This is a genomic window from Morganella sp. BCCO 40_0007 (assembly GCF_032989665.1).
GTDB classification, from domain to species: Bacteria; Pseudomonadota; Gammaproteobacteria; order Enterobacterales; family Enterobacteriaceae; genus Morganella; species Morganella sibonii.
Map to the genome: position 1 here is coordinate 99,268 of NZ_JAVBIN010000010.1, position 19,724 is coordinate 118,991.

The following is a 19,724-nucleotide window of genomic DNA, read 5'->3' on the forward strand; positions in this document are numbered from 1 at the left end:
CATATTTGCTTACTTAACATAAGGAGTTTGTTGATGAAACAAAAGCGATTTTTATCTGTTACCAGGCGTGATACGTCAGCAGCACTGAGCCGGATCTCATTTTCTGCCCGACGATCATTGTATTAAGTGCTTACCGTTGTTGTAACAAAATATGCCGATTATTCACAAATAAATAATGTTTTATCCTTGTGTTTGTAAAATAATCCCGTAAAAATCGGTGTAGATCCGGAATCAGTTAAAAAATTCAGTGCAGATAAAGCATTTGTCATTTTTAGGAAAGTGCCCGGCAGATTCACGCAGTTTAAACACAGAAATTGCCGATTTTTTGCTGAAAATGGGTTGCAGGAGAAAAGATGAAAAAAGAATGGTATTCCGCGAAGGAATTGGTTGGTTTGGCGGGCTTGCCATCATCTCCTCAAGGTGTCAACCTGATGGCGAGACGGGAAGGCTGGCATCAGCGGCGCAAGCGCGGCGTGCAGGGAAAAGCAGTCGAGTACAGTATCGATAGTCTGCCGGATGAAGTTCAGGCAATCCTGCATGCGTGTGACAACAGCGCGAGCTATCAGGCAAAGCGGCAGGATGCGTTTCTGATTTGGGTGGAAGCTTATTATCAGCTCACCAGAGAGGAGCGCGAAAAAATTGTCACGTTCATTCTGCGGGAAGGTTTAGCCAAACTGATCCAGCATCTCGATGCACAGGAGCTTCCGGGCAGCCGGGAGCAGAACGAAAAACCGGAATAAAAAAACGGGATCTTTACAGATCCCGTTTTTTCTCTGTGATCAGGCAGAGCGGCGGACCGCGATATGTGCCAGACCTGCGAGGGCATCTTTGTACTGAGAGTCCGGCAGTGCAGAGAGCGATGCGATCGCTTTGTCTGCTTCTTCTTCGGCGCGGGCATAGGTGTATGCCAGAGAGCCGCAGCGCTTCATCACGGTAAGCACCTGCTCCAGCAGATGACGCCCGTTACCCTGTTCAATCGCCTGACGGATCAGCGCGGATTCTTCCGCATTGCCGTTGTGCATGGCATGAAGCAGCGGGAGTGTCGGCTTGCCTTCATCGAGGTCATCCCCGGTATTTTTACCGAGTGTCGTATTATCCGCATCATAGTCCAGAACATCATCGATCAGCTGGAAAGCCGTGCCGAGATACCGGCCATAATCCTGCAACGCTTTCTCCTGCTCCGCGGTGGCACCGGCCAGAATCGCGGCGGACTGCGAGGCGGCTTCAAACAGACGGGCGGTTTTGCTGTAGATAACCTGCATGTAATCCGCTTCGCTGATATCCGGATCGTTGCAGTTCATCAGTTGCAGTACTTCACCTTCCGCGATCACGTTCGTCGCTTCTGACATCAGTTTCAGCACACGCATGGAATCCAGATCCGTCATCATCTGAAAAGATCGTGTGTAGATAAAATCCCCGACCAGCACGCTGGCGGCATTACCGAATACTTCGTTAGCCGTCTGTTTGCCGCGGCGCATGTCGGATTCATCCACCACATCATCGTGCAGCAGGGTGGCGGTATGGATAAATTCGATCAGTGCCGCCACCTGAATATGTTTGTCGCCGTCATAGCCCAGAGCCCGGCCGGTCAGTACGGCGATCATCGGGCGGATCCGTTTCCCGCCGCCGCTGATAATGTAATAACCCAGCTGGTTGATGAGCGATACGTCTGAGGTCAGCTGTTTTTGAATCTTTTGATTGACTGCGGCCATATCATCCGCCGTCAGCGCGATTATTTGTTCTGAGTTCATATGACTTGCTTTAACCTTGTTTTTGACATCCCGATCAAAGGTAATGGTTTATGATAGCAGCGTTTTTTTATATTTTGTGATTGTACTGTAAAAAAGCCGCAAATAAACGGCTATCTGTAAAGTGGCGTTTTTTTATCATTAGATCGTTTTCAGCACTTGTCATTTGCGGCATTTTTGCGTAAAATCCGCGCCCTATTGTGAATAATTTTATAGTGCACTCTGAGAATCAAATTTTATGGGGTGTGCGGAAAGCGGAGTTAATATGTACGCGGTTTTCCAAAGTGGTGGTAAACAACACCGGGTCAGCGAAGGTCAAATCGTTCGCTTGGAAAAGCTGGACATCGCAACAGGTGAAACTGTTGAGTTTGACCAGGTTCTGATGGTTGCAAATGGTGAAGACATCAAGATCGGCGCTCCAGTCGTTGAAGGTGTTAAAATTAAAGCTGAAGTGGTTACACACGGTCGCGGCGATAAAATTAAAATCGTTAAGTTCCGTCGTCGTAAACACAGCCGGAAACAGCAGGGCCACCGTCAGTGGTTCACTGATGTTAAAATCACCGGTATCGCTTAAGTTAATAGGAGAGCAGATCAATGGCACACAAAAAGGCTGGCGGCTCGACTCGAAACGGTCGCGATTCTGAAGCAAAACGTCTGGGTGTAAAACGTTTCGGTGGTGAAGCTGTATTAGCAGGCAGCATCATCGTTCGTCAGCGTGGTACTAAATTCCACGCAGGCAACAACGTAGGTTGCGGTCGCGACCACACTCTGTTCGCGTTAGCTGACGGAAAAGTAAAATTCGAAGTTAAAGGCCCGAAAAACCGTAAATTCATCAGCATCGAAGCTGAATAAGTTTTTCACGTCTTAACCGAGTCCGAAAGCCCTGCAAACCTTTTGCAGGGCTTTTTATATGCGTAAAACGTCATCCCGGGTCATACTGAACCGGTAGTCCGGACACGGCAACGTTACGGAGAAAAGTAATGAAATTTGTAGATGAAGCTAAAATCCTGGTTGTGGCAGGAGATGGCGGCAACGGATGCGTGAGCTTCCGTCGCGAAAAATATATTCCGAAAGGCGGACCAGACGGCGGAGACGGCGGCGATGGCGGTGATGTATACCTCCAGGCCGATGAAAACCTCAATACCCTGATTGATTACCGTTTTGAAAAATCCTTCCGTGCTGAGCGGGGTCAAAACGGCCAGAGTCGTGACTGTACCGGTAAACGGGGCAACGATATCACGATTAACGTGCCTGTAGGCACCCGTGTGCGTGATATGACCACCAACGAGATACTGGCGGACATGTTGCAGCACGGACAGCGCCACATGGTTGCCAAGGGTGGATTTCACGGCCTGGGTAACGCACGCTTTAAATCTTCAGTTAACCGTGCACCGCGTCAGCGCACCATGGGTACCCCGGGCGAAACCCGTGAACTCATGATGGAACTGATGCTGCTGGCTGACGTCGGGATGCTGGGGATGCCGAATGCCGGTAAATCCACCTTTATCCGTTCTGTCTCTGCGGCAAAACCAAAAGTGGCGGATTATCCGTTCACCACGCTGGTACCGAGCCTGGGTGTGGTGCGGATGGATAACTCACAGAGCTTCGTGGTCGCGGATATCCCGGGGCTGATCGAAGGTGCATCTGATGGTGCCGGCCTGGGTATTCGTTTCCTGAAACATCTGGAGCGCTGCCGCGTGCTGCTGCACCTGATCGATATCTGCCCTGTGGATGAAAGTGATCCGGTGGAAAACGCGAAGATCATTGTCGGCGAACTGGAGAAATACAGTGAAAAGCTGGCAGAGAAGCCGCGCTGGCTGGTCTTCAACAAGGTCGATCTGATTGATCCGGAAGAAGCGAAAGCTCGTTCTCAGGCGATCGCGGATGCGCTCGGCTGGGATGAAAAATTCTATATGATCTCCGCAGTCAATCACGAAGGCGTGAAAGCACTGTGCTGGGATCTGATGGAATTCCTCAACACCCATGCCCGTGAAGCGGTTGCTGAAGTACCGGCCGCCGATGCGAAAGTGGACTTTATGTGGGACGATTACCACAAAGAGCAGCTTGAGCAGACGGAAGACGATGATGACTGGGACGACGACTGGGATGAAGACGACGAAGAAGGTGTCGAATTCATCTGGAAGAAATAATCGTCAGAGTTCTGAATAAAAACCCGATAGTTGGTTACCCGACTATCGGGTTTTTTATGAATGGGGGAATGAGGGCTGTATTGCGATTCTCACCGAAAAAATAAATTTTGCTTATGTTAATCACGGTATTTTTATTGCACCCGCATAAATAAGATGGTGAACTTAAGGTAAATTTTCTTTTATCATTAAGGGCGACAAGTGGCCAACATCATCTATCTGTCAGTAACCGGTAATAAACAAGGATTGATTTCCCGCGGCGCTTCAACTATTGATTCGATCGGGAATAAATATCAGGCGGGGCATGAAGATGAAATACTGGTGTTTGAAGTTTCCTCTGGTATGTCGATGGGACAGAATGTCAATTTTCAACCGCTGGATATCCGTAAACCAATTGATAAGTCATCCCCGCTTCTTGCCCAGGCGCTGACAAATAATGAAATATTGACGTGTGATTTTTCATTTTACCGGACAGGTATGAACGGCAGTATAGAGTTATATTATAAAATAAAACTGACCGGGGCTGCGATTGTCAGTCTTAACTGTTTCTATCCGAACTCTGTCACGCATAACGATTCACAACCGGAAGAAAGTCTTTCAATCCGCTTTAAGTCCATAACATGGGAGCACGTTATGGCCGGAACCAGTTCTTACAGTATCTGGGATGACAGGAGTTTCTGATGCCAACAGCCCGTGTATTATCGACGCAACCCGCTTACAACCGTGAATTCGATGATTATTGCAATAAGCTGAAAACGCTTTCTGAACGCGCGGCATCCTATCTTTTATATGACCCGGAAGTAAAAATAATTTACCGGGAAAATATCCGCAAGGCGATAGCGTATTTGCGGGAAGAATTTTACCGCAAGCGGAGTTCAGCGGAGGATCATTATGCTTACAGGCAAGGCCGGGATAATGCGTTTAATGGTCTTATTTATTTATACCAGAGTGAAGAGGCTGATTACCAACGCGGAAGACGGAATGACTGGTCTGTTTATGAAAGCACAAAACAGTTTGAAGAGCAGGGTTGGGTTTTTTATGCAAAAAAAACAGGTGAGGTTGTTGGAGGGGTAATTCAGATTGCTGGTGGTTCTTTGACTTTTAAAACAGGACAACTTATTAAATCAAATACATTAAAAGGAATTGGAGCATTAGCAATGCTGACCGGAGCTAGCAATGTAACAGAGCATGTGAATGAAATAATATATAATTTTACAAGAGGGAAACATGGCGGTAATGATCGTAATTATTTTGAAAATTCGATGGCTGAAATTGCTGAATATGCAGGTTATAGTCGGCATAATGGCGAGGTGACCTATAAGCTCATGGATTTTAGTGTCAGCCTCTTTCTTTCATTTGGAGCTTTGGTTAAATTAAAAAATCCAAATAAATTATTGCACCTTCCTGTTTATACTCGAAACGGTATTGTTTATCCAACAATAATTGAGCGTTGGTTTGGTGACAAAGGTGGTTACTATCTATTTCATGCGTTGCGTTCTGATTTCACATTCAAATTTAAGCAAATGTATAAACCGGTATTTTTGTATCAATCTGGCATGGCCACATATAAATTAAAACTAATCATACCTGAATTACTTGATGATTAATTTAGATATTTTCTTTTCAAGATAAGAAAGTAAGACACTGATAATTTTATGCATAAAATAACACTTCCAAACAGATGCGCAGACATAATTAAATAAACCATAAATGAAATTGATAGTGATACTATCATGTCAATAAAAAAAGGATCTGGGCTTGTGATTTGAAATAGTAATACGATGAAAAACGTAACAGTACTCGTATGTATGGTTGACAACACGCTTGATTTTATACTGACGAAATATATATGACCCCTGGCTCTCTTTAATCTTTTTTTATCTTTTTTACTTATCATAATCATACCGCCTGACTTCTCAGGGCATTCCTTTTCTGATTGGCATTTCATCTCATGTCCTTATGTTTATTTAATTTAATGAGTAAGCCATTTTTTTCAGTGTAAGGCAATAAAAACATGGGGTACGTAATTGTGTCTGTCCCGGGGAGATGGCTTTTCCTGAGTGGAATGATGGATGGTGATAATCAGTCTGTTCTTTGTTCCGGTCTTATCAGTGCAAAGCCCGGCAATAACGCCGGGCTTTGCTGTCAGGTCAGTAATTACGGTATAAATCTTTATACAAGTGTCCCTCAAAGCGGACCAGCGGCACACGGCGGCTGCGCTGCTGGGCTGGCGGGACGGCATAAGCGGAAATAAACTGCACGAACGCAATGCGTTGTCCGCTGGCGGTGGTGAGGAAGCCGGCCAGGTTATACACACCCTGTAATGAACCGGTTTTGGCTGAAAGTTTGCCGTTAACGCCTGCTTCTGTCAGGCCGCCGCGGTATTGCAGTGTGCCGTCATGGCCGGAGAGCGGCAGCATTTTAATGAATTGCAGCTGATCATCATGTTTGGCTATAAATTGCAGCACTTCCATCATGGTCGCCGGGGTGATCAGATTATGGCGTGATAATCCGGAACCATCCACCATCACGGTATTGCCCATATCAATGCCGGCTTTCTCTTTCAGAACCTGACGGACAGCCTGCTGGCCGGAACGCCAGGTGCCGGGCACGCCGTAATAGCTGCGGCCGATAGTGCGGAAAACTTCATCGGCAATCATATTGTCGGATTTTTTCAGCATTTTGGTCAGCAACGCGTGCAGCGGGGCGGATTGTGTCTGTATCAGCACGGTGCCGGGTTGTTCCGGATGAGTCTGACGGCGGACATTACCGTTCAGGGCAATCCCGGCGTGAATCAGTTCATTTTTGACGATAGCCCCGGCGTAGCTTGCACCGTTCTGTACCCCGAATGCCAGCGGCAGCGGCTCGCTGCGCTGATTCATACAGCCGGTGATGGTATAGCGGTTCAGTTCACCGGGCACCACATCCAGTTCGCAGAAACGCCCTTCGGCAGAGCCGCGCTCCAGCGTTTTGACTTCACTGAACATATTGACCGGGTAGTAATCCGCCGTGCGGATATACGCAGTATCTCCGGGCTTATCACCGGGGTGCAGCGTTACCGAAAAGCAGTTACGGTCAATAATGGCAGCTCCCGGCGGGGCGCTGAAGCACTGGGTTAAATCATTCCACACCCAGCCCGGTGCTTTGTCATGACTGGCAAATGCAGAGATGTCGATCACCAGATCACCATCAATAGCCTGTACCCCGGCTTTGCGCAGTTCATTGACCATATTGCGGATCTGCTGACGGGTAAGGGTCGGATCACCGGTAAAACGGGTGATTAAATCCCCTTTCAGGGTGGTACCATCAAGATGCCCTTTGGTTTCCAGACTGGTGGTAAAGCGGAAATCCGGTCCCAGCTGTAACAGAGCGGCCAGCGCCGTCACCACCTTCTGGGTACTGGCGGGCAGGGCCATTTGTTGTCCCTGGTATTCCACGATTGGCTGAGCATCGCCTACCCGCTGTGCAATCATCGCCAGGTTTGTGCCGGCGGGCAGATATTGGGTATATTCCTCAACCGGAGTAGCTGCTGCACCAGCAGCCAGTAATACTGATAATCCCGTTGCATACGAGAGCCGGGTAAAAACATTCATTGAGCGACCTATCCATCACAATCCGGGGTGAGAGCCCGTTATACTAAAGCCACGGGCCGGTAAAAGTAAACGATGACCCGCATTGCGCTCCGGGATAGAATACCGGAACAGGATCTCAGTTCAGCCCGCGCGGATAACGCGTCAACCGCGCTGACAGCATCCGTAGTGCGATGGCCGTATCAGCGCAAATTTACACGGTTTTACTTAATAGTAGTGTGCCACATATGGTGCATAAGGTACTGTTATCGTTTAATCAGGATGATATGACTATTACTTAGGAATGATTCAGAGGTAGAGAATGAAACAAATCCCTATGACGGTACGCGGCGCAGACCAACTGCGTGAAGAATTAGAATTTCTCAAAAATGAGCGCCGTCCGAAAATTATCGCTGATATCGCGGATGCCCGCGAGCACGGCGATCTGAAAGAAAACGCAGAATACCACGCAGCCCGTGAGCAGCAGGGTTTCTGTGAAGGCCGCATTCAGGAGATCGAAGCCAAGCTCTCTAATGCGCAGGTGATTGATGTCACCAAAATGACCAACAACGGCCGGATTATTTTCGGTGCGACGGTCACGGTTTTTAACGTCGCAACGGATGAAGAACAGACTTACCGTATCGTGGGTGATGATGAGGCTGATATCAAATCAAATCTGCTGTCAGTAAACTCCCCGATTGCCCGCGGCCTTATCGGCAAAGAGGTTGACGACGTGGTTGTCATCCAGACACCGGGCGGCGAAGTTGAGTACGAAGTGGTAAATGTGGAATACCTGTAAGCAGTGCCGTAAAAAAACAGCACAATACGGATATTTCATCAGAAAAATGCAGTGAAAGGCATTTTTACTGAACTTTACATTCAGGTGGCTGAGCACAGAGGCTGCCGGGATATGAAGAAAATCTGAAAGGAATGCCACCGGCCGGACGATATCATCAGAAATCATCTGCCGGTGGCATTTTTTTATAAATATGCAATTATCATTTAGGTAAAATGATCTTCCGGGCTTCCGACGGACGGTAGAGCACCAGAATTTTACCGATAATCTGCACATTGTAAGCACGGGTTTCACGCACAATCGCATCAGCGATCAAGGTTTTCATTTCACGGTCTTCGCCCGCGATTTTAACTTTGATAAGCTCATGATGTGTAAGAGCCACTTCAGTTTCTGCGAGTACGCCTTCAGTCAGCCCGTTGTTGCCAATCATGACAACCGGGTTCAGATGATGAGCGAGCGCTTTCAGGTGCTGGACTTGTTTTTTAGTGAGGTTCATCGTTTTTTTTGCTTAATAACTATTGAAAACGGTGTATTCTACCGCCATATCATGCTTATCACCATCATTAGGTGAGGAGTACTGTCTGCGGTAACGGGACTTTTGTCCGGTTATGCGAAAAAACTGAGTCAGAAATAACAGGTTAGTCGGAAAACACAATGGCCAATAAAAAACGTTCAGCAAGCTCCGGGCGCTGGTTACAGGAACATTTTAGTGATAAATATGTTCAGATGGCGCAGAAAAAGGGGCTTCGCTCTCGTGCCTGGTTTAAGCTCGAAGAAATTCAGCAGGGCGATAATATTTTCAGACCGGGTATGACTATTGTGGATCTGGGTGCCGCACCCGGCGGCTGGTCGCAATATGCTGTTAATCATATCGGGCAGTCCGGGCGTGTTATTGCCTGTGACCTGTTACCGATGGACCCTATCGTCGGCGTGGATTTCCTTCAGGGCGATTTCCGTGACGAAAACGTGCTTAAAGCTTTGCTGGGGCGCGTGGGAGATAAAAAAGTCCAGGTTGTTATGTCAGACATGGCACCAAATATGAGCGGAACACCGGCTGTTGATATTCCGCGCGCGATGTATCTGGTTGAGCTGGCACTTGATATGTGCCGTTCTGTTCTGGCACCGGGGGGCAGTTTTATTGTTAAAGTCTTTCAGGGAGATGGCTTTGACGAGTACCTCCGGGAGGTTCGCTCCCTGTTCACGAAAGTGAAAATCCGTAAACCCGATGCTTCGCGGGCCCGATCGCGTGAAGTATACATTGTAGCGACAGGGTGGAAAGTGTAGTACCCTGTGCGTTATTTGTTAACACAGATGTAATAAGAGGTTAATCCCTTGAGTGACATGGCGAAAAACCTAATTCTCTGGCTGGTCATCGCAGTAGTGCTGATGTCGTTGTTCCAGAGTTTTGGCCCAGGCGATTCAAACAGTCGTAAGGTGGACTACTCTACCTTCATCACTGAGTTAGCACAGGATCAGGTGCGCGAAGTCCGTATTTCCAATCGTGATCTTAACGTCAGTAAAAAAGACGGCTCCAAATACACGACGTACCTGCCGATGCAGGACAATCAGCTGCTTAACACCATGCTGAACAAAAACGTTGCTGTGGTCGGTGAACCACCGGAAGAGCCGGGTATCCTGACAACCATCTTCATTTCCTGGTTCCCGATGCTGCTGTTGATCGGCGTCTGGATCTTCTTTATGCGCCAGATGCAGGGCGGCGGCGGTAAAGGTGCGATGTCCTTCGGTAAAAGTAAGGCTCGTATGCTGACCGAAGATCAGATCAAAACCACCTTTGCGGATGTGGCCGGTTGTGATGAGGCCAAAGAAGAAGTCGGCGAGCTGGTGGAGTATCTGCGTGAGCCGAGCCGCTTCCAGAAACTCGGCGGTAAAATTCCGAAAGGTATTCTGATGGTGGGGCCTCCGGGCACCGGTAAAACCCTGCTGGCAAAAGCGATTGCCGGTGAGGCAAAAGTACCGTTCTTCACCATTTCCGGTTCTGACTTCGTCGAAATGTTCGTGGGTGTGGGTGCGTCCCGTGTCCGTGATATGTTCGAACAGGCGAAGAAAGCAGCACCATGTATCATCTTTATCGATGAAATCGACGCCGTCGGCCGTCAGCGTGGTGCGGGTCTGGGCGGTGGTCATGATGAACGTGAGCAGACGCTGAACCAGATGCTGGTTGAGATGGATGGTTTCGAAGGTAACGAAGGTATTATCGTTATCGCGGCAACCAACCGTCCGGATGTGCTTGACCCTGCGTTACTGCGTCCGGGCCGTTTCGACCGTCAGGTCGTGGTCGGTCTGCCGGATGTGCGCGGCCGTGAGCAAATCCTGAAAGTGCATATGCGCCGTGTGCCGTTATCACCGGACGTTGAACCGTCTGTGCTGGCACGTGGTACACCGGGTTTCTCCGGTGCGGATCTCGCTAACCTGGTGAACGAAGCTGCGCTGTTTGCGGCACGCGGTAACAAACGCGTTGTAACCATGGTCGAGTTCGAAAAAGCAAAAGATAAAATCATGATGGGTGCGGAGCGCCGCTCTATGGTGATGACAGAAGAGCAGAAAGCCTCGACTGCCTACCATGAAGCCGGTCACGCGATCATCGGTCGTCTGGTGCCGGAGCATGACCCGGTACACAAAGTGACCATTATTCCGCGCGGACGTGCGCTGGGTGTGACCTTCTTCTTACCGGAAGGGGATCAGATCAGTGCCAGCCGTCAGAAACTCGAAAGTCAGATCTCCACCCTGTACGGCGGTCGTCTGGCGGAAGAGATTATCTACGGGCCGGAAAATGTGTCCACAGGCGCATCCAACGACATCAAAGTGGCAACGAACATTGCCCGTAACATGGTGACGCAGTGGGGCTTCTCTGAAAAACTGGGGCCATTACTGTATGCGGATGAAGACGGTGAAGTATTCTTAGGCCGTTCTGTGTCAAAAGCACAGCACATGTCTGATGAAACTGCCCGGACTATCGATGAGGAAATCCGCGGGCTCATTGAGCGCAACTACAAACGTGCGCGTCAGATCCTGATGGATAACCTGGATATCCTGCACACCATGAAAGATGCATTAATGAAATATGAAACCATTGATGCACCACAGATTGATGATCTGATGAACCGTGTGCCGGTCCGCGAACCTGCGGGCTGGGAAGGTGACAAGCCGAAAGCGGATACCCGTCCGCCGGAAAGCAGTAACCAGGTTCCGGTTCAGGAAGCACCTGAATCATCAGATGACAACAATGCTGCGCCGTCTGAAGACGACAACAAGCAGTCATAATTCATCATTCAGTTGTATGAAGCAGTAATATGAAAAACCCGGCGGAAATTCTGCCGGGTTTTTTTATATCTTTATCCCGCCGGAGTCAGGCATTACAATCACATCACGATTTGAATAATAAACAGTAAGAAGGCCGGATTATGAAACTTACCGCACGCGGTCAGACGCTCTCACTGGCAACGCCGCAGGTGATGGGGATCCTCAATGTGACCCCGGATTCATTCTCAGACGGCGGTACACACAACACCCCCGCCAAAGCACTGGAACATGCCCGGAAAATGATTGCCGAAGGCGCGACGATTATTGATATCGGCGGCGAATCCACCCGTCCCGGAGCTGCCGAAGTGAGTCCGGAACAGGAAGCGGAGCGGGTTGTCCCGGTTGTGGCGGCGATTGCCCGTGAGTCGGATGTCTGGATTTCGGTGGATACCTCAAAAGCTCTGGTGATCCGCGAAGCCGCAAATGCCGGTGCTCATATTCTCAATGATATCCGTTCATTCAGCGAACCCGGCGCATTACAGGCGGCTGCACAGAGCGGTCTGCCGGTCTGCGTGATGCATATGCAGGGGGAACCGCGTACCATGCAGCAGGCACCGCACTATCAGAATGTGGTGCGTGAGGTTTATGCGTATCTTGAAGAGCAGGTGGCGCGTTGCACGGCCGCCGGTATTGAAAAAAATCATATAATTCTCGATCCGGGTTTCGGTTTCGGGAAAACACTGGCGCATAATTACCAGTTATTAGATAAATTAGACGTATTTCATAATCTGGGATTACCGGTTCTTGCCGGAATGTCACGAAAATCTATGATTGGCCAGCTGATGGATATTCCCCCGGATGAACGGGTTGCCGGCAGCGTGGCCTGTGCGGTGATCGCCGCGATGAAAGGTGCGCAGATTATCCGTGTTCATGATGTGAAAGAAACTGTCCAGGCCATGAAAGTGGTGGAAGCAACCCGTTTAGCGAAGGAAACAAACGACAATGAGTGATCGCAAATACTTTGGTACTGATGGCATCCGCGGAAAAGTGGGTGACAGCCCGATTACCCCTGATTTTGTGCTCAAACTGGGCTGGGCGGCCGGGAAAGTGCTGGCACGTCACGGCTCACGTAAAATTATTATCGGAAAAGATACCCGTATTTCGGGCTATATGCTGGAGTCTGCACTGGAAGCCGGGCTTGCCGCCGCAGGATTATCAGCGTCATTTACCGGCCCGATGCCGACCCCGGCGGTCGCTTATCTGACCCGTACTTTCCGTGCTGAGGCGGGTATCGTGATCTCTGCTTCTCATAACCCGTATTATGATAACGGTATTAAATTCTTCTCTATCGACGGCACCAAACTGCCGGATCACGTGGAAGAAGCCATTGAAGCTGAAATGGAAAAACCGCTGACCTGCGTGGAATCTGCCGAACTGGGCCGTGCCAACCGCATTGTGGATGCCGCCGGTCGTTATATTGAATTCTGTAAAGGCACATTCCCGAATGAACAGAGCCTGAACGGACTCAAAATGGTGATTGACTGCGCGCACGGCGCAACCTATCACATCGCACCGAACGTATTAAGCGAACTGGGTGCGGAAGTCATTGCTATCGGCTGTGATCCGAACGGTATCAACATTAATGAAAAATGTGGTGCGACAGATGTCCGTCAGTTACAGGAACGTGTTCTGGCTGAAGGTGCGCATGTCGGCCTGGCGTTTGATGGTGACGGCGACCGCCTGATCATGGTGGATCACCTGGGTGAGAAGGTGGACGGTGACCAGATCCTGTTTATCATTGCCCGTGAAGCGCTGCGTCAGGGACAACTGCGCGGTGGTGCTGTCGGTACACTGATGAGTAACATGGGACTGGAACTGGCACTGAAACAGCTGGGTATTCCGTTTGAGCGCGCGAAAGTCGGCGACCGCTATGTGCTCGAAAAACTCCAGGAAAAAGGCTGGCGTCTGGGTGCGGAAAACTCCGGTCATATCATCCTGCTGGACAAAACCACCACCGGTGACGGTATTGTGGCCGGTCTTCAGGTACTGAGTGCCATGGTACGCAACAACATGAGCCTGCACGACCTGTGCAGCGGTATGAAGCTGCTGCCGCAGGTACTGGTGAACGTCCGCTTTGCCGGTCAGCACGACCCGCTGGCGAGTGAGGAAGTCACCCGTGTGGCACAGGAAGTGGAAAAAGAACTGAACGGCAAAGGCCGTGTGCTGCTGCGTAAATCCGGTACTGAACCGCTGATCCGTGTGATGGTGGAAGGGGAAGATGAAGCGCAGGTCACTGCAATGGCAAACCGCATTGCAGACGCGGTGAAACGCGTATAATTATTTATGATGTGAATGACAGAGCCGGAAAAAATTATTGCGGTTTTCCCCCGGCTCTGTCAGAATCCGCCCCTTATTGTTGTTTTTTTCCGCAACCGATGCGCCGGGCTTAAAATAGACTTGCGTGTCCGCGTTTGTTTGGTTAGTATTCTGACCCGCTCAGCAAGGTAATTTATTTTACCGGTGAGTGTGCAGATTGATACCGAATCAGTCGGTATACCGTACGAGGAATAGGTACACGTTTATGTATACAGCTCTCTTAGTCGTTTTCTTACTTGTTGCGATCGCCCTGGTGGGTATGATCTTAATGCAGCAGGGGAAAGGTGCGGACATGGGTGCTTCGTTCGGTGCAGGCGCGTCTGCAACACTGTTTGGTTCTTCGGGTTCAGGTAACTTTATGACCCGTACCACAGGCATTTTAGCAACACTGTTTTTTGTACTGAGTTTAGTCCTGGGCAACATGACCAGCAATAAAACCGGTACAGGCAGCAAGTTTGATAATCTCGCTCAGCCGGTGCAGACAGAACAGAAAACAGATGTTCCCGCAGCACCAGCAGCTCCTAACAGCGATATTCCGCGCTGATTGTTGCAAGTCTGAAGTAAAAGTTTTAAACGGGATTGATACACACCATCAGTCAGTCCCGTAAAAAAGAGCAGTTCAGTGCCGAGGTGGTGAAATTGGTATACACGCTACCTTGAGGTGGTAGTGCCTACAAAACGGGCGTACGGGTTCAAGTCCCGTCCTCGGCACCATTTAGTTTCACACTTGCGTTTTGCAGGTGATCAGCGTAGAATTTTTCACGTTTCGAACGCGGGATGGAGCAGCATGGTAGCTCGTCGGGCTCATAACCCGAAGGTCGTCGGTTCAAATCCGGCTCCCGCAACCACTTCTTATAACAAATCGTTTTTTCCAATGTTGATTGTATCAACAACTCTTACGTTATCCCTGATTTGGAAAAAAGATTAAGAAGTGTGATGTACACAGGGTCCAGTTGCATAAAGCCCCGAAATTTCGGGGTTTTTTGTTATCAGTCAACAGAGATACTGGGCGTTATGCCCTTTTTTTATGTCCCGGGGGTGGTCTTGTCCACATTAGAGCAGAAATTAACAGAGATGGTCACTGCACCTGTCGAAGCACTCGGTTTTGAGCTTGTCGGCGTGGAGTTTATCCGCGGCCGCGTGTCAACACTGCGTATTTTTATTGATAGTGAAGAGGGTATCACTGTTGATGATTGCGCGGACGTGAGCCACCAGGTCAGTGCCGTTCTTGATGTTGAAGATCCTATTACGACCGTTTATAACCTTGAGGTTTCATCTCCGGGTATGGAGCGACCGTTATTTACGGCAGAACATTATCAGCGGTTTACCGGTGAGGAAGTCTCACTGACTTTACGAATCGCAATGCAGAACCGTCGCAGATGGCAGGGTATTATCAAAGCCGTTGACGGTGAAATGATCACGGTTACAGTGGATGGCAAAGACGAAGTGTTCGCACTTGGCAACATCCAGAAAGCTAACCTGGTACCCCACTTTTAATATAAAGTTCAAAAGAGGCAACTAGGATGAATAAAGAAATTCTGGCTGTTGTTGAGGCAGTTTCTAACGAAAAATCGCTTCCTCGTGAGAAAATTTTTGAGGCACTTGAAACTGCGCTGGCAACCGCCACCAAGAAAAAATACGAACAGGAAATTGATGTTCGTGTTGAAATTGATCGTAAATCCGGTGATTTTGATACCTTCCGCCGCTGGGTGGTGGTAGAAGAAGTGACTCAGCCGACCCGTGAAATCACACTGGAAGCGGCTGATTATGAAACACCCGGCATTCAGTTAGGCGAATATATCGAAGATCAGATTGAATCTGTCACCTTCGACCGTATCACCACTCAGACCGCCAAACAGGTTATCGTACAGAAAGTGCGTGAAGCCGAACGTGCGATGGTGGTTGATCAGTTCCGCGAGCAGCAGGGCGAAATCATCACCGGTGTGGTGAAAAAAGTGAACCGCGAAAACATTACCCTGGATCTGGGGAATAATGCGGAAGCGGTCATTATGCGCGAAGATATGCTGCCGCGTGAGAACTTCCGTCCGGGTGACCGTATCCGCGGTGTTCTGTATGATGTCCGTCCGGAAGCCCGTGGTGCGCAATTATTTGTGACCCGTTCCCGTCCGGAAATGCTGGTCGAATTATTTAAAATCGAAGTGCCGGAAATCGGCGAAGAGATTATTGAAATTAAAGCGGCTGCCCGTGATCCCGGTTCCCGTGCGAAAATCGCGGTGAAAACCAATGACAAACGCATCGACCCTGTCGGGGCATGTGTGGGAATGCGCGGCGCCCGCGTTCAGGCCGTTTCCGGTGAGCTGGGCGGCGAGCGGATTGATATCGTGTTGTGGGATGACAACCCGGCGCAATTCGTGATTAATGCAATGGCTCCGGCAGATGTTGCATCCATTGTTGTCGATGAAGACAAATGCACAATGGACGTTGCTGTGGAAAGCAGCAACCTTGCACAGGCCATTGGCCGTAACGGCCAGAATGTGCGTCTCGCTGCACAACTGCTGAAAAAACATCGTGGTGATGACAAATGGGAACTGAACGTCATGACTGCGGAGGAACTTAACGCGAAACACCAGGCGGAAGCACACGCTTCCATTGAAACTTTTGTTAAGCATCTCGACATCGATGAAGATTTCGCAACCTTATTAGTGGAAGAAGGTTTCTCCACACTGGAAGAACTGGCCTATGTGCCGGTCAGCGAACTTCTGGAAATCGACGGCCTCGAAGAGGAAACCGTTGAAGTTCTGCGCGAACGTGCAAAAGCCGCTTTAACAACGCTCGAACTGGCACAGAAAGAGAGCCAGTCAGGTACCACACCGGCGGATGACTTGTTAAACCTTGAAGGCATGGATCGCACACTGGCATTCACCCTGGCTTCCCGTGGTATTTGTACCCTTGAAGATCTCGCAGAGCAGGGTATCGATGACCTCACAGATATCGAAGGTCTGACTGATGAGAAAGCAGGTGAGCTCATCATGGCAGCGCGTAATATCTGTTGGTTTGGCGACGATGCATCTTAATTTGTAGCGGGAAGGAGCAGCATGACAGAATCGGTAAAATCACTGGCAGACGAAATTCAGACATCCGTAGAGCGCCTGGTACAGCAGTTTGCTGATGCCGGCATCAACAAGACGGCGTCTGATAACGTTTCCCAGCAAGAGAAAGAGGCCCTGCTGGCCCATCTGAACCGCGAGCAAGGCGGGGCAAGTCAGCCGGGTAAATTAACACTTCAGCGCAAAACTCGCAGTACGCTGAGTGTTCCGGTAACCGGTGGCAAGAGCAAATCGGTTAATATTGAAGTCCGCAAAAAACGCACATATGTAAACCGCGATGCCGCTGAACAGGCAAAAGCCGCGGAAGAGCAGGCACAGCGTGAAGCGGAAGAGCAGGCAAGACGCGAAGCTGAAGAGCAGGCCCGTCGTGAAGCCGAAGAAAAAGCCAGACAAGAGGCGCAAGCCAAACGTGAGGCTGAAGAAAAGGCAAAACGCGAAGCGGCAGCAGCGAAAGTAACTGAACAAGCGGCAGAACCGGCTAAGCGTGAAGCAGCGGAAAAGAATAACGTGAAAGAAAATAAAGCGAAATCAGCCCCGGCTGATACCCGGGAAAACAGCGAAAAAGTGCGCCGCGAAGCCGAAGCCGCTGAAATCAAACGCAAAGCTGAAGAAGAACAGCAGCGCAAACTCGAAGCTGAAGTAAAACGTGCAGCAGAAGAAGCACGCCGTCTGGCCGAAGAAAACGGCGAGAAATGGTCTGCTCCTGTCAGCGAAGAAACTGAAAGCGCGGACTATCACACCACCACCTCTGCTCACGCCCGTGAAGCGGAAGATGAAAGTGATGCGAAAGTTGAAGGCGATAACCGCGGCCGCGGCCGTGGCGCGAAAAACGTCCGCCAGAAGAAAAACAACCGTCACTCTGAGAAAGCCGATCGCGAAGAAGCCCGTGCGCAACTGCCGCGCGGTAAGAAACAGCGTAAAGGCAGCTCACTGCAGCAGAGCTTTAACAAGCCGGTTGCAGCGGTTACCCGTGATGTGGTTATCGGTGAAACCATCACTGTTGGTGAATTAGCTAACAAGATGGCAGTGAAAGGTTCTCAGGTCATTAAAACCATGATGAAGATGGGCGCGATGGCGACTATCAATCAGGTGATTGACCAGGAAACTGCACAGCTGGTTGCCGAGGAAATGGGTCACAAAGTTATCCTGCGCCGTGAGAACGAGCTGGAAGAAGCGATCCTGAATGACCGTGATATGGGCGAAACTCAGGCTGAGCCGCGTGCACCGGTTGTTACCATCATGGGTCACGTTGACCACGGTAAAACCTCATTACTGGACTATATCCGTTCCACCAAAGTCGCCTCCGGCGAAGCGGGCGGTATTACCCAGCATATCGGTGCATATCATGTGACTACCGATAAAGGCGCTATCACGTTCCTGGATACTCCGGGACACGCCGCGTTTACCTCCATGCGTGCCCGTGGTGCGCAGGCAACGGATATCGTTGTTCTGGTAGTTGCAGCGGACGATGGCGTGATGCCGCAGACTATCGAAGCTATCCAGCATGCGAAAGCAGCCGGTGTGCCGGTTGTGGTTGCGGTAAACAAAATTGATAAACCGGAAGCCGATCCGGATCGCGTACGTAATGAACTGTCTCAGTACGGCATCCTCTCTGAAGAGTGGGGCGGTGAGACTCAGTTCATCAGCGTTTCCGCGAAGAAAGGTATCGGTATCGACGATCTGCTCGACGCTATCCTGCTCCAGGCTGAAGTTCTCGAACTGAAAGCAGTACGTGCCGGTATGGCAAGCGGTGTGGTTATCGAATCTTACCTCGATAAAGGCCGTGGTCCGGTCGCGACTATCCTGGTACAGAGCGGTACACTGAACAAAGGCGATATCGTCCTGTGCGGCTTTGAATACGGCCGTATCCGTGCGATGCGTAACGAACTGGGTCAGGATATCACCGAAGCGGGTCCGTCCATTCCGGTGGAAATCCTGGGTCTGTCCAACGTACCGTCTGCCGGTGATGAAGCCACCGTTGTCCGTGACGAGAAGAAAGCCCGTGAAGTGGCACTCTATCGTCAGGGTAAATTCCGTGATGTTAAACTGGCACGCCAGCAGAAAGCCAAACTGGAAAACATGTTCGCCAACATGGAAAGCGGTAAGGTTTCTGAACTGAACATCGTTCTGAAAACCGATGTTCAGGGTACCTGTGAAGCGATCACCGATTCACTGATGAAACTGTCGACTGACGAAGTCAAAGTGAAAATCATCGGTTCCGGTGTCGGTGGTATTACCGAAACCGATGCGACACTGGCTGCGGCATCCAACGCGATTATCCTTGGCTTTAACGTCCGTGCTGATGCATCAGCACGCCGCCTGATTGAAAGCGAAAGCGTTGACCTGCGTTACTATTCCGTTATCTACAGCCTGATTGATGAAATCAAACAGGCAATGAGCGGGATGCTGGCGCCGGAATTCAAACAGGAAATCATGGGTCTGGCAGAAGTCCGTGATGTGTTCCGTTCACCGAAGTTCGGTGCAATCGCCGGTTGTATGGTGACTGAAGGGACTATCAAACGTAACAACCCAATCCGCGTTCTGCGTGACAACGTGGTTATCTATGAAGGCGAGCTGGAATCTCTGCGCCGCTTCAAAGATGACGTCGCTGAAGTCCGTAACGGGATGGAATGTGGTATCGGTGTCAAGAACTACAATGATGTCCGCCCGGGCGACATGATTGAAGTCTTCCAGGTGATTGAAGTTAAACGTACTATCTGATCACCTGACGGTATGACATAACATGATATAATTGGGGG

Annotated in this window: 18 protein-coding genes and 2 tRNA genes; 17 read left to right on the forward strand and 3 right to left on the reverse strand. The window is 49.8% G+C overall.

All coding sequences use genetic code 11. The features are described from left to right. Positions 1-353 precede the first annotated feature (353 nt). A complete protein-coding gene (locus tag R5268_RS13290; protein WP_317419551.1) occupies positions 354-740 on the forward strand; it encodes a DNA-binding protein in 387 nt (128 codons plus the stop codon). Positions 741-779: 39 nt separating this feature from the next. Here R5268_RS13290 and ispB read toward each other — a convergent pair whose 3' ends face one another. After that, positions 780-1,751, reverse strand: coding sequence for an octaprenyl diphosphate synthase (ispB, locus tag R5268_RS13295; RefSeq protein WP_052926776.1), 972 nt, complete (start codon positions 1,749-1,751; stop codon positions 780-782). A gap of 262 nt (positions 1,752-2,013) precedes the next feature. On the opposite strand from ispB, the gene rplU reads away from it, so the two are divergent. The 5 genes from rplU (at position 2,014) to R5268_RS13320 (ending at position 5,502) form a co-directional block, all read left to right on the forward strand. Next, on the forward strand, positions 2,014-2,322 hold the full coding sequence (gene rplU / locus R5268_RS13300) for a 50S ribosomal protein L21 (protein WP_004241383.1): 309 nt from the start codon (positions 2,014-2,016) through the stop codon (positions 2,320-2,322). Positions 2,323-2,342: 20 nt separating this feature from the next. Further along, positions 2,343-2,600, forward strand: coding sequence for a 50S ribosomal protein L27 (gene rpmA, locus R5268_RS13305; protein WP_046894268.1), 258 nt, complete (start codon positions 2,343-2,345; stop codon positions 2,598-2,600). A 128-nt stretch (positions 2,601-2,728) separates the two neighbouring features. After that, positions 2,729-3,898: an Obg family GTPase CgtA gene (gene cgtA / locus R5268_RS13310; protein ID WP_107680082.1), complete on the forward strand. Its 1,170-nt coding sequence runs from the start codon at positions 2,729-2,731 to the stop codon at positions 3,896-3,898. Positions 3,899-4,096: 198 nt separating this feature from the next. Further along, positions 4,097-4,576 carry an Hcp family type VI secretion system effector gene (locus R5268_RS13315; protein ID WP_317419550.1) on the forward strand — a complete coding sequence of 160 codons (480 nt, stop codon included), beginning with the start codon at positions 4,097-4,099 and terminating at the stop codon, positions 4,574-4,576. Further along, a complete protein-coding gene (locus R5268_RS13320) occupies positions 4,576-5,502 on the forward strand; it encodes a DUF4225 domain-containing protein (RefSeq protein ID WP_317419549.1) in 927 nt (308 codons plus the stop codon). Before R5268_RS13315 ends, R5268_RS13320 begins: the two co-directional genes overlap by 1 nt. A gap of 543 nt (positions 5,503-6,045) precedes the next feature. Here the strand turns inward: R5268_RS13320 and dacB are convergent. Next, on the reverse strand, positions 6,046-7,488 hold the full coding sequence (gene dacB / locus R5268_RS13325; RefSeq protein ID WP_107680079.1) for a serine-type D-Ala-D-Ala carboxypeptidase: 1,443 nt from the start codon (positions 7,486-7,488) through the stop codon (positions 6,046-6,048). Positions 7,489-7,786: 298 nt separating this feature from the next. On the opposite strand from dacB, the gene greA reads away from it, so the two are divergent. After that, on the forward strand, positions 7,787-8,263 hold the full coding sequence (gene greA / locus R5268_RS13330) for a transcription elongation factor GreA (RefSeq protein ID WP_107680078.1): 477 nt from the start codon (positions 7,787-7,789) through the stop codon (positions 8,261-8,263). Between the two features lie 199 nt (positions 8,264-8,462). On the opposite strand, the gene yhbY is transcribed toward greA, so the two are convergent. Then, on the reverse strand, positions 8,463-8,756 hold the full coding sequence (gene yhbY, locus R5268_RS13335) for a ribosome assembly RNA-binding protein YhbY (RefSeq protein ID WP_046894275.1): 294 nt from the start codon (positions 8,754-8,756) through the stop codon (positions 8,463-8,465). A gap of 158 nt (positions 8,757-8,914) precedes the next feature. Here yhbY and rlmE point away from each other — a divergent pair, with 158 nt between their 5' ends. The 10 genes from rlmE to infB all read left to right on the forward strand — a co-directional run bounded on the left by rlmE (position 8,915) and on the right by infB (position 19,686). Continuing rightward, entirely contained in the window at positions 8,915-9,544 is a 630-nt protein-coding gene (rlmE, locus tag R5268_RS13340) for a 23S rRNA (uridine(2552)-2'-O)-methyltransferase RlmE (RefSeq protein ID WP_004234546.1), read from the forward strand. Between the two features lie 48 nt (positions 9,545-9,592). Continuing rightward, complete coding sequence (gene ftsH, locus R5268_RS13345; RefSeq protein ID WP_054425231.1) at positions 9,593-11,542, forward strand: ATP-dependent zinc metalloprotease FtsH; 1,950 nt, start codon at positions 9,593-9,595, stop codon at positions 11,540-11,542. Between the two features lie 140 nt (positions 11,543-11,682). Beyond that, positions 11,683-12,531 carry a dihydropteroate synthase gene (gene folP, locus R5268_RS13350; RefSeq protein ID WP_107680077.1) on the forward strand — a complete coding sequence of 283 codons (849 nt, stop codon included), beginning with the start codon at positions 11,683-11,685 and terminating at the stop codon, positions 12,529-12,531. Next, a complete protein-coding gene (gene glmM, locus R5268_RS13355) occupies positions 12,524-13,858 on the forward strand; it encodes a phosphoglucosamine mutase (RefSeq protein WP_004241391.1) in 1,335 nt (444 codons plus the stop codon). The genes folP and glmM overlap by 8 nt, the downstream gene beginning before the upstream one ends. A 244-nt stretch (positions 13,859-14,102) precedes the next feature. Beyond that, a complete protein-coding gene (gene secG, locus R5268_RS13360; RefSeq protein ID WP_015422312.1) occupies positions 14,103-14,441 on the forward strand; it encodes a preprotein translocase subunit SecG in 339 nt (112 codons plus the stop codon). Positions 14,442-14,521: 80 nt separating this feature from the next. Then, a tRNA-Leu gene (locus R5268_RS13365) sits at positions 14,522-14,611 on the forward strand. A gap of 57 nt (positions 14,612-14,668) precedes the next feature. Further along, positions 14,669-14,745, forward strand: a tRNA-Met gene (locus R5268_RS13370). 196 nt (positions 14,746-14,941) lie between these two features. Next, complete coding sequence (rimP, locus tag R5268_RS13375; protein ID WP_004241392.1) at positions 14,942-15,394, forward strand: ribosome maturation factor RimP; 453 nt, start codon at positions 14,942-14,944, stop codon at positions 15,392-15,394. A gap of 26 nt (positions 15,395-15,420) precedes the next feature. Further along, complete coding sequence (nusA, locus tag R5268_RS13380) at positions 15,421-16,932, forward strand: transcription termination factor NusA (RefSeq protein ID WP_046894278.1); 1,512 nt, start codon at positions 15,421-15,423, stop codon at positions 16,930-16,932. 21 nt (positions 16,933-16,953) lie between these two features. Next, a complete protein-coding gene (infB, locus tag R5268_RS13385; protein ID WP_166708776.1) occupies positions 16,954-19,686 on the forward strand; it encodes a translation initiation factor IF-2 in 2,733 nt (910 codons plus the stop codon). The last annotated feature ends 38 nt before the right edge of the window (positions 19,687-19,724 follow it).

What these genes read in the sequence shown, in the direction of transcription:
- R5268_RS13290 (WP_317419551.1), top strand. Translation starts at nt 354, where the DNA reads ATGAAAAAAGAATGGTATTCCGCGAAGGAATTGGTTGGTTTGGCGGGC.
- ispB (WP_052926776.1), bottom strand. Translation starts at nt 1,751, where the DNA reads ATGAACTCAGAACAAATAATCGCGCTGACGGCGGATGATATGGCCGCA.
- rplU (WP_004241383.1), top strand. Translation starts at nt 2,014, where the DNA reads ATGTACGCGGTTTTCCAAAGTGGTGGTAAACAACACCGGGTCAGCGAA.
- rpmA (WP_046894268.1), top strand. Translation starts at nt 2,343, where the DNA reads ATGGCACACAAAAAGGCTGGCGGCTCGACTCGAAACGGTCGCGATTCT.
- cgtA (WP_107680082.1), top strand. Translation starts at nt 2,729, where the DNA reads ATGAAATTTGTAGATGAAGCTAAAATCCTGGTTGTGGCAGGAGATGGC.
- R5268_RS13320 (WP_317419549.1), top strand. Translation starts at nt 4,576, where the DNA reads ATGCCAACAGCCCGTGTATTATCGACGCAACCCGCTTACAACCGTGAA.
- dacB (WP_107680079.1), bottom strand. Translation starts at nt 7,488, where the DNA reads ATGAATGTTTTTACCCGGCTCTCGTATGCAACGGGATTATCAGTATTA.
- greA (WP_107680078.1), top strand. Translation starts at nt 7,787, where the DNA reads ATGAAACAAATCCCTATGACGGTACGCGGCGCAGACCAACTGCGTGAA.
- yhbY (WP_046894275.1), bottom strand. Translation starts at nt 8,756, where the DNA reads ATGAACCTCACTAAAAAACAAGTCCAGCACCTGAAAGCGCTCGCTCAT.
- rlmE (WP_004234546.1), top strand. Translation starts at nt 8,915, where the DNA reads ATGGCCAATAAAAAACGTTCAGCAAGCTCCGGGCGCTGGTTACAGGAA.
- folP (WP_107680077.1), top strand. Translation starts at nt 11,683, where the DNA reads ATGAAACTTACCGCACGCGGTCAGACGCTCTCACTGGCAACGCCGCAG.
- glmM (WP_004241391.1), top strand. Translation starts at nt 12,524, where the DNA reads ATGAGTGATCGCAAATACTTTGGTACTGATGGCATCCGCGGAAAAGTG.
- secG (WP_015422312.1), top strand. Translation starts at nt 14,103, where the DNA reads ATGTATACAGCTCTCTTAGTCGTTTTCTTACTTGTTGCGATCGCCCTG.
- nusA (WP_046894278.1), top strand. Translation starts at nt 15,421, where the DNA reads ATGAATAAAGAAATTCTGGCTGTTGTTGAGGCAGTTTCTAACGAAAAA.
- infB (WP_166708776.1), top strand. Translation starts at nt 16,954, where the DNA reads ATGACAGAATCGGTAAAATCACTGGCAGACGAAATTCAGACATCCGTA.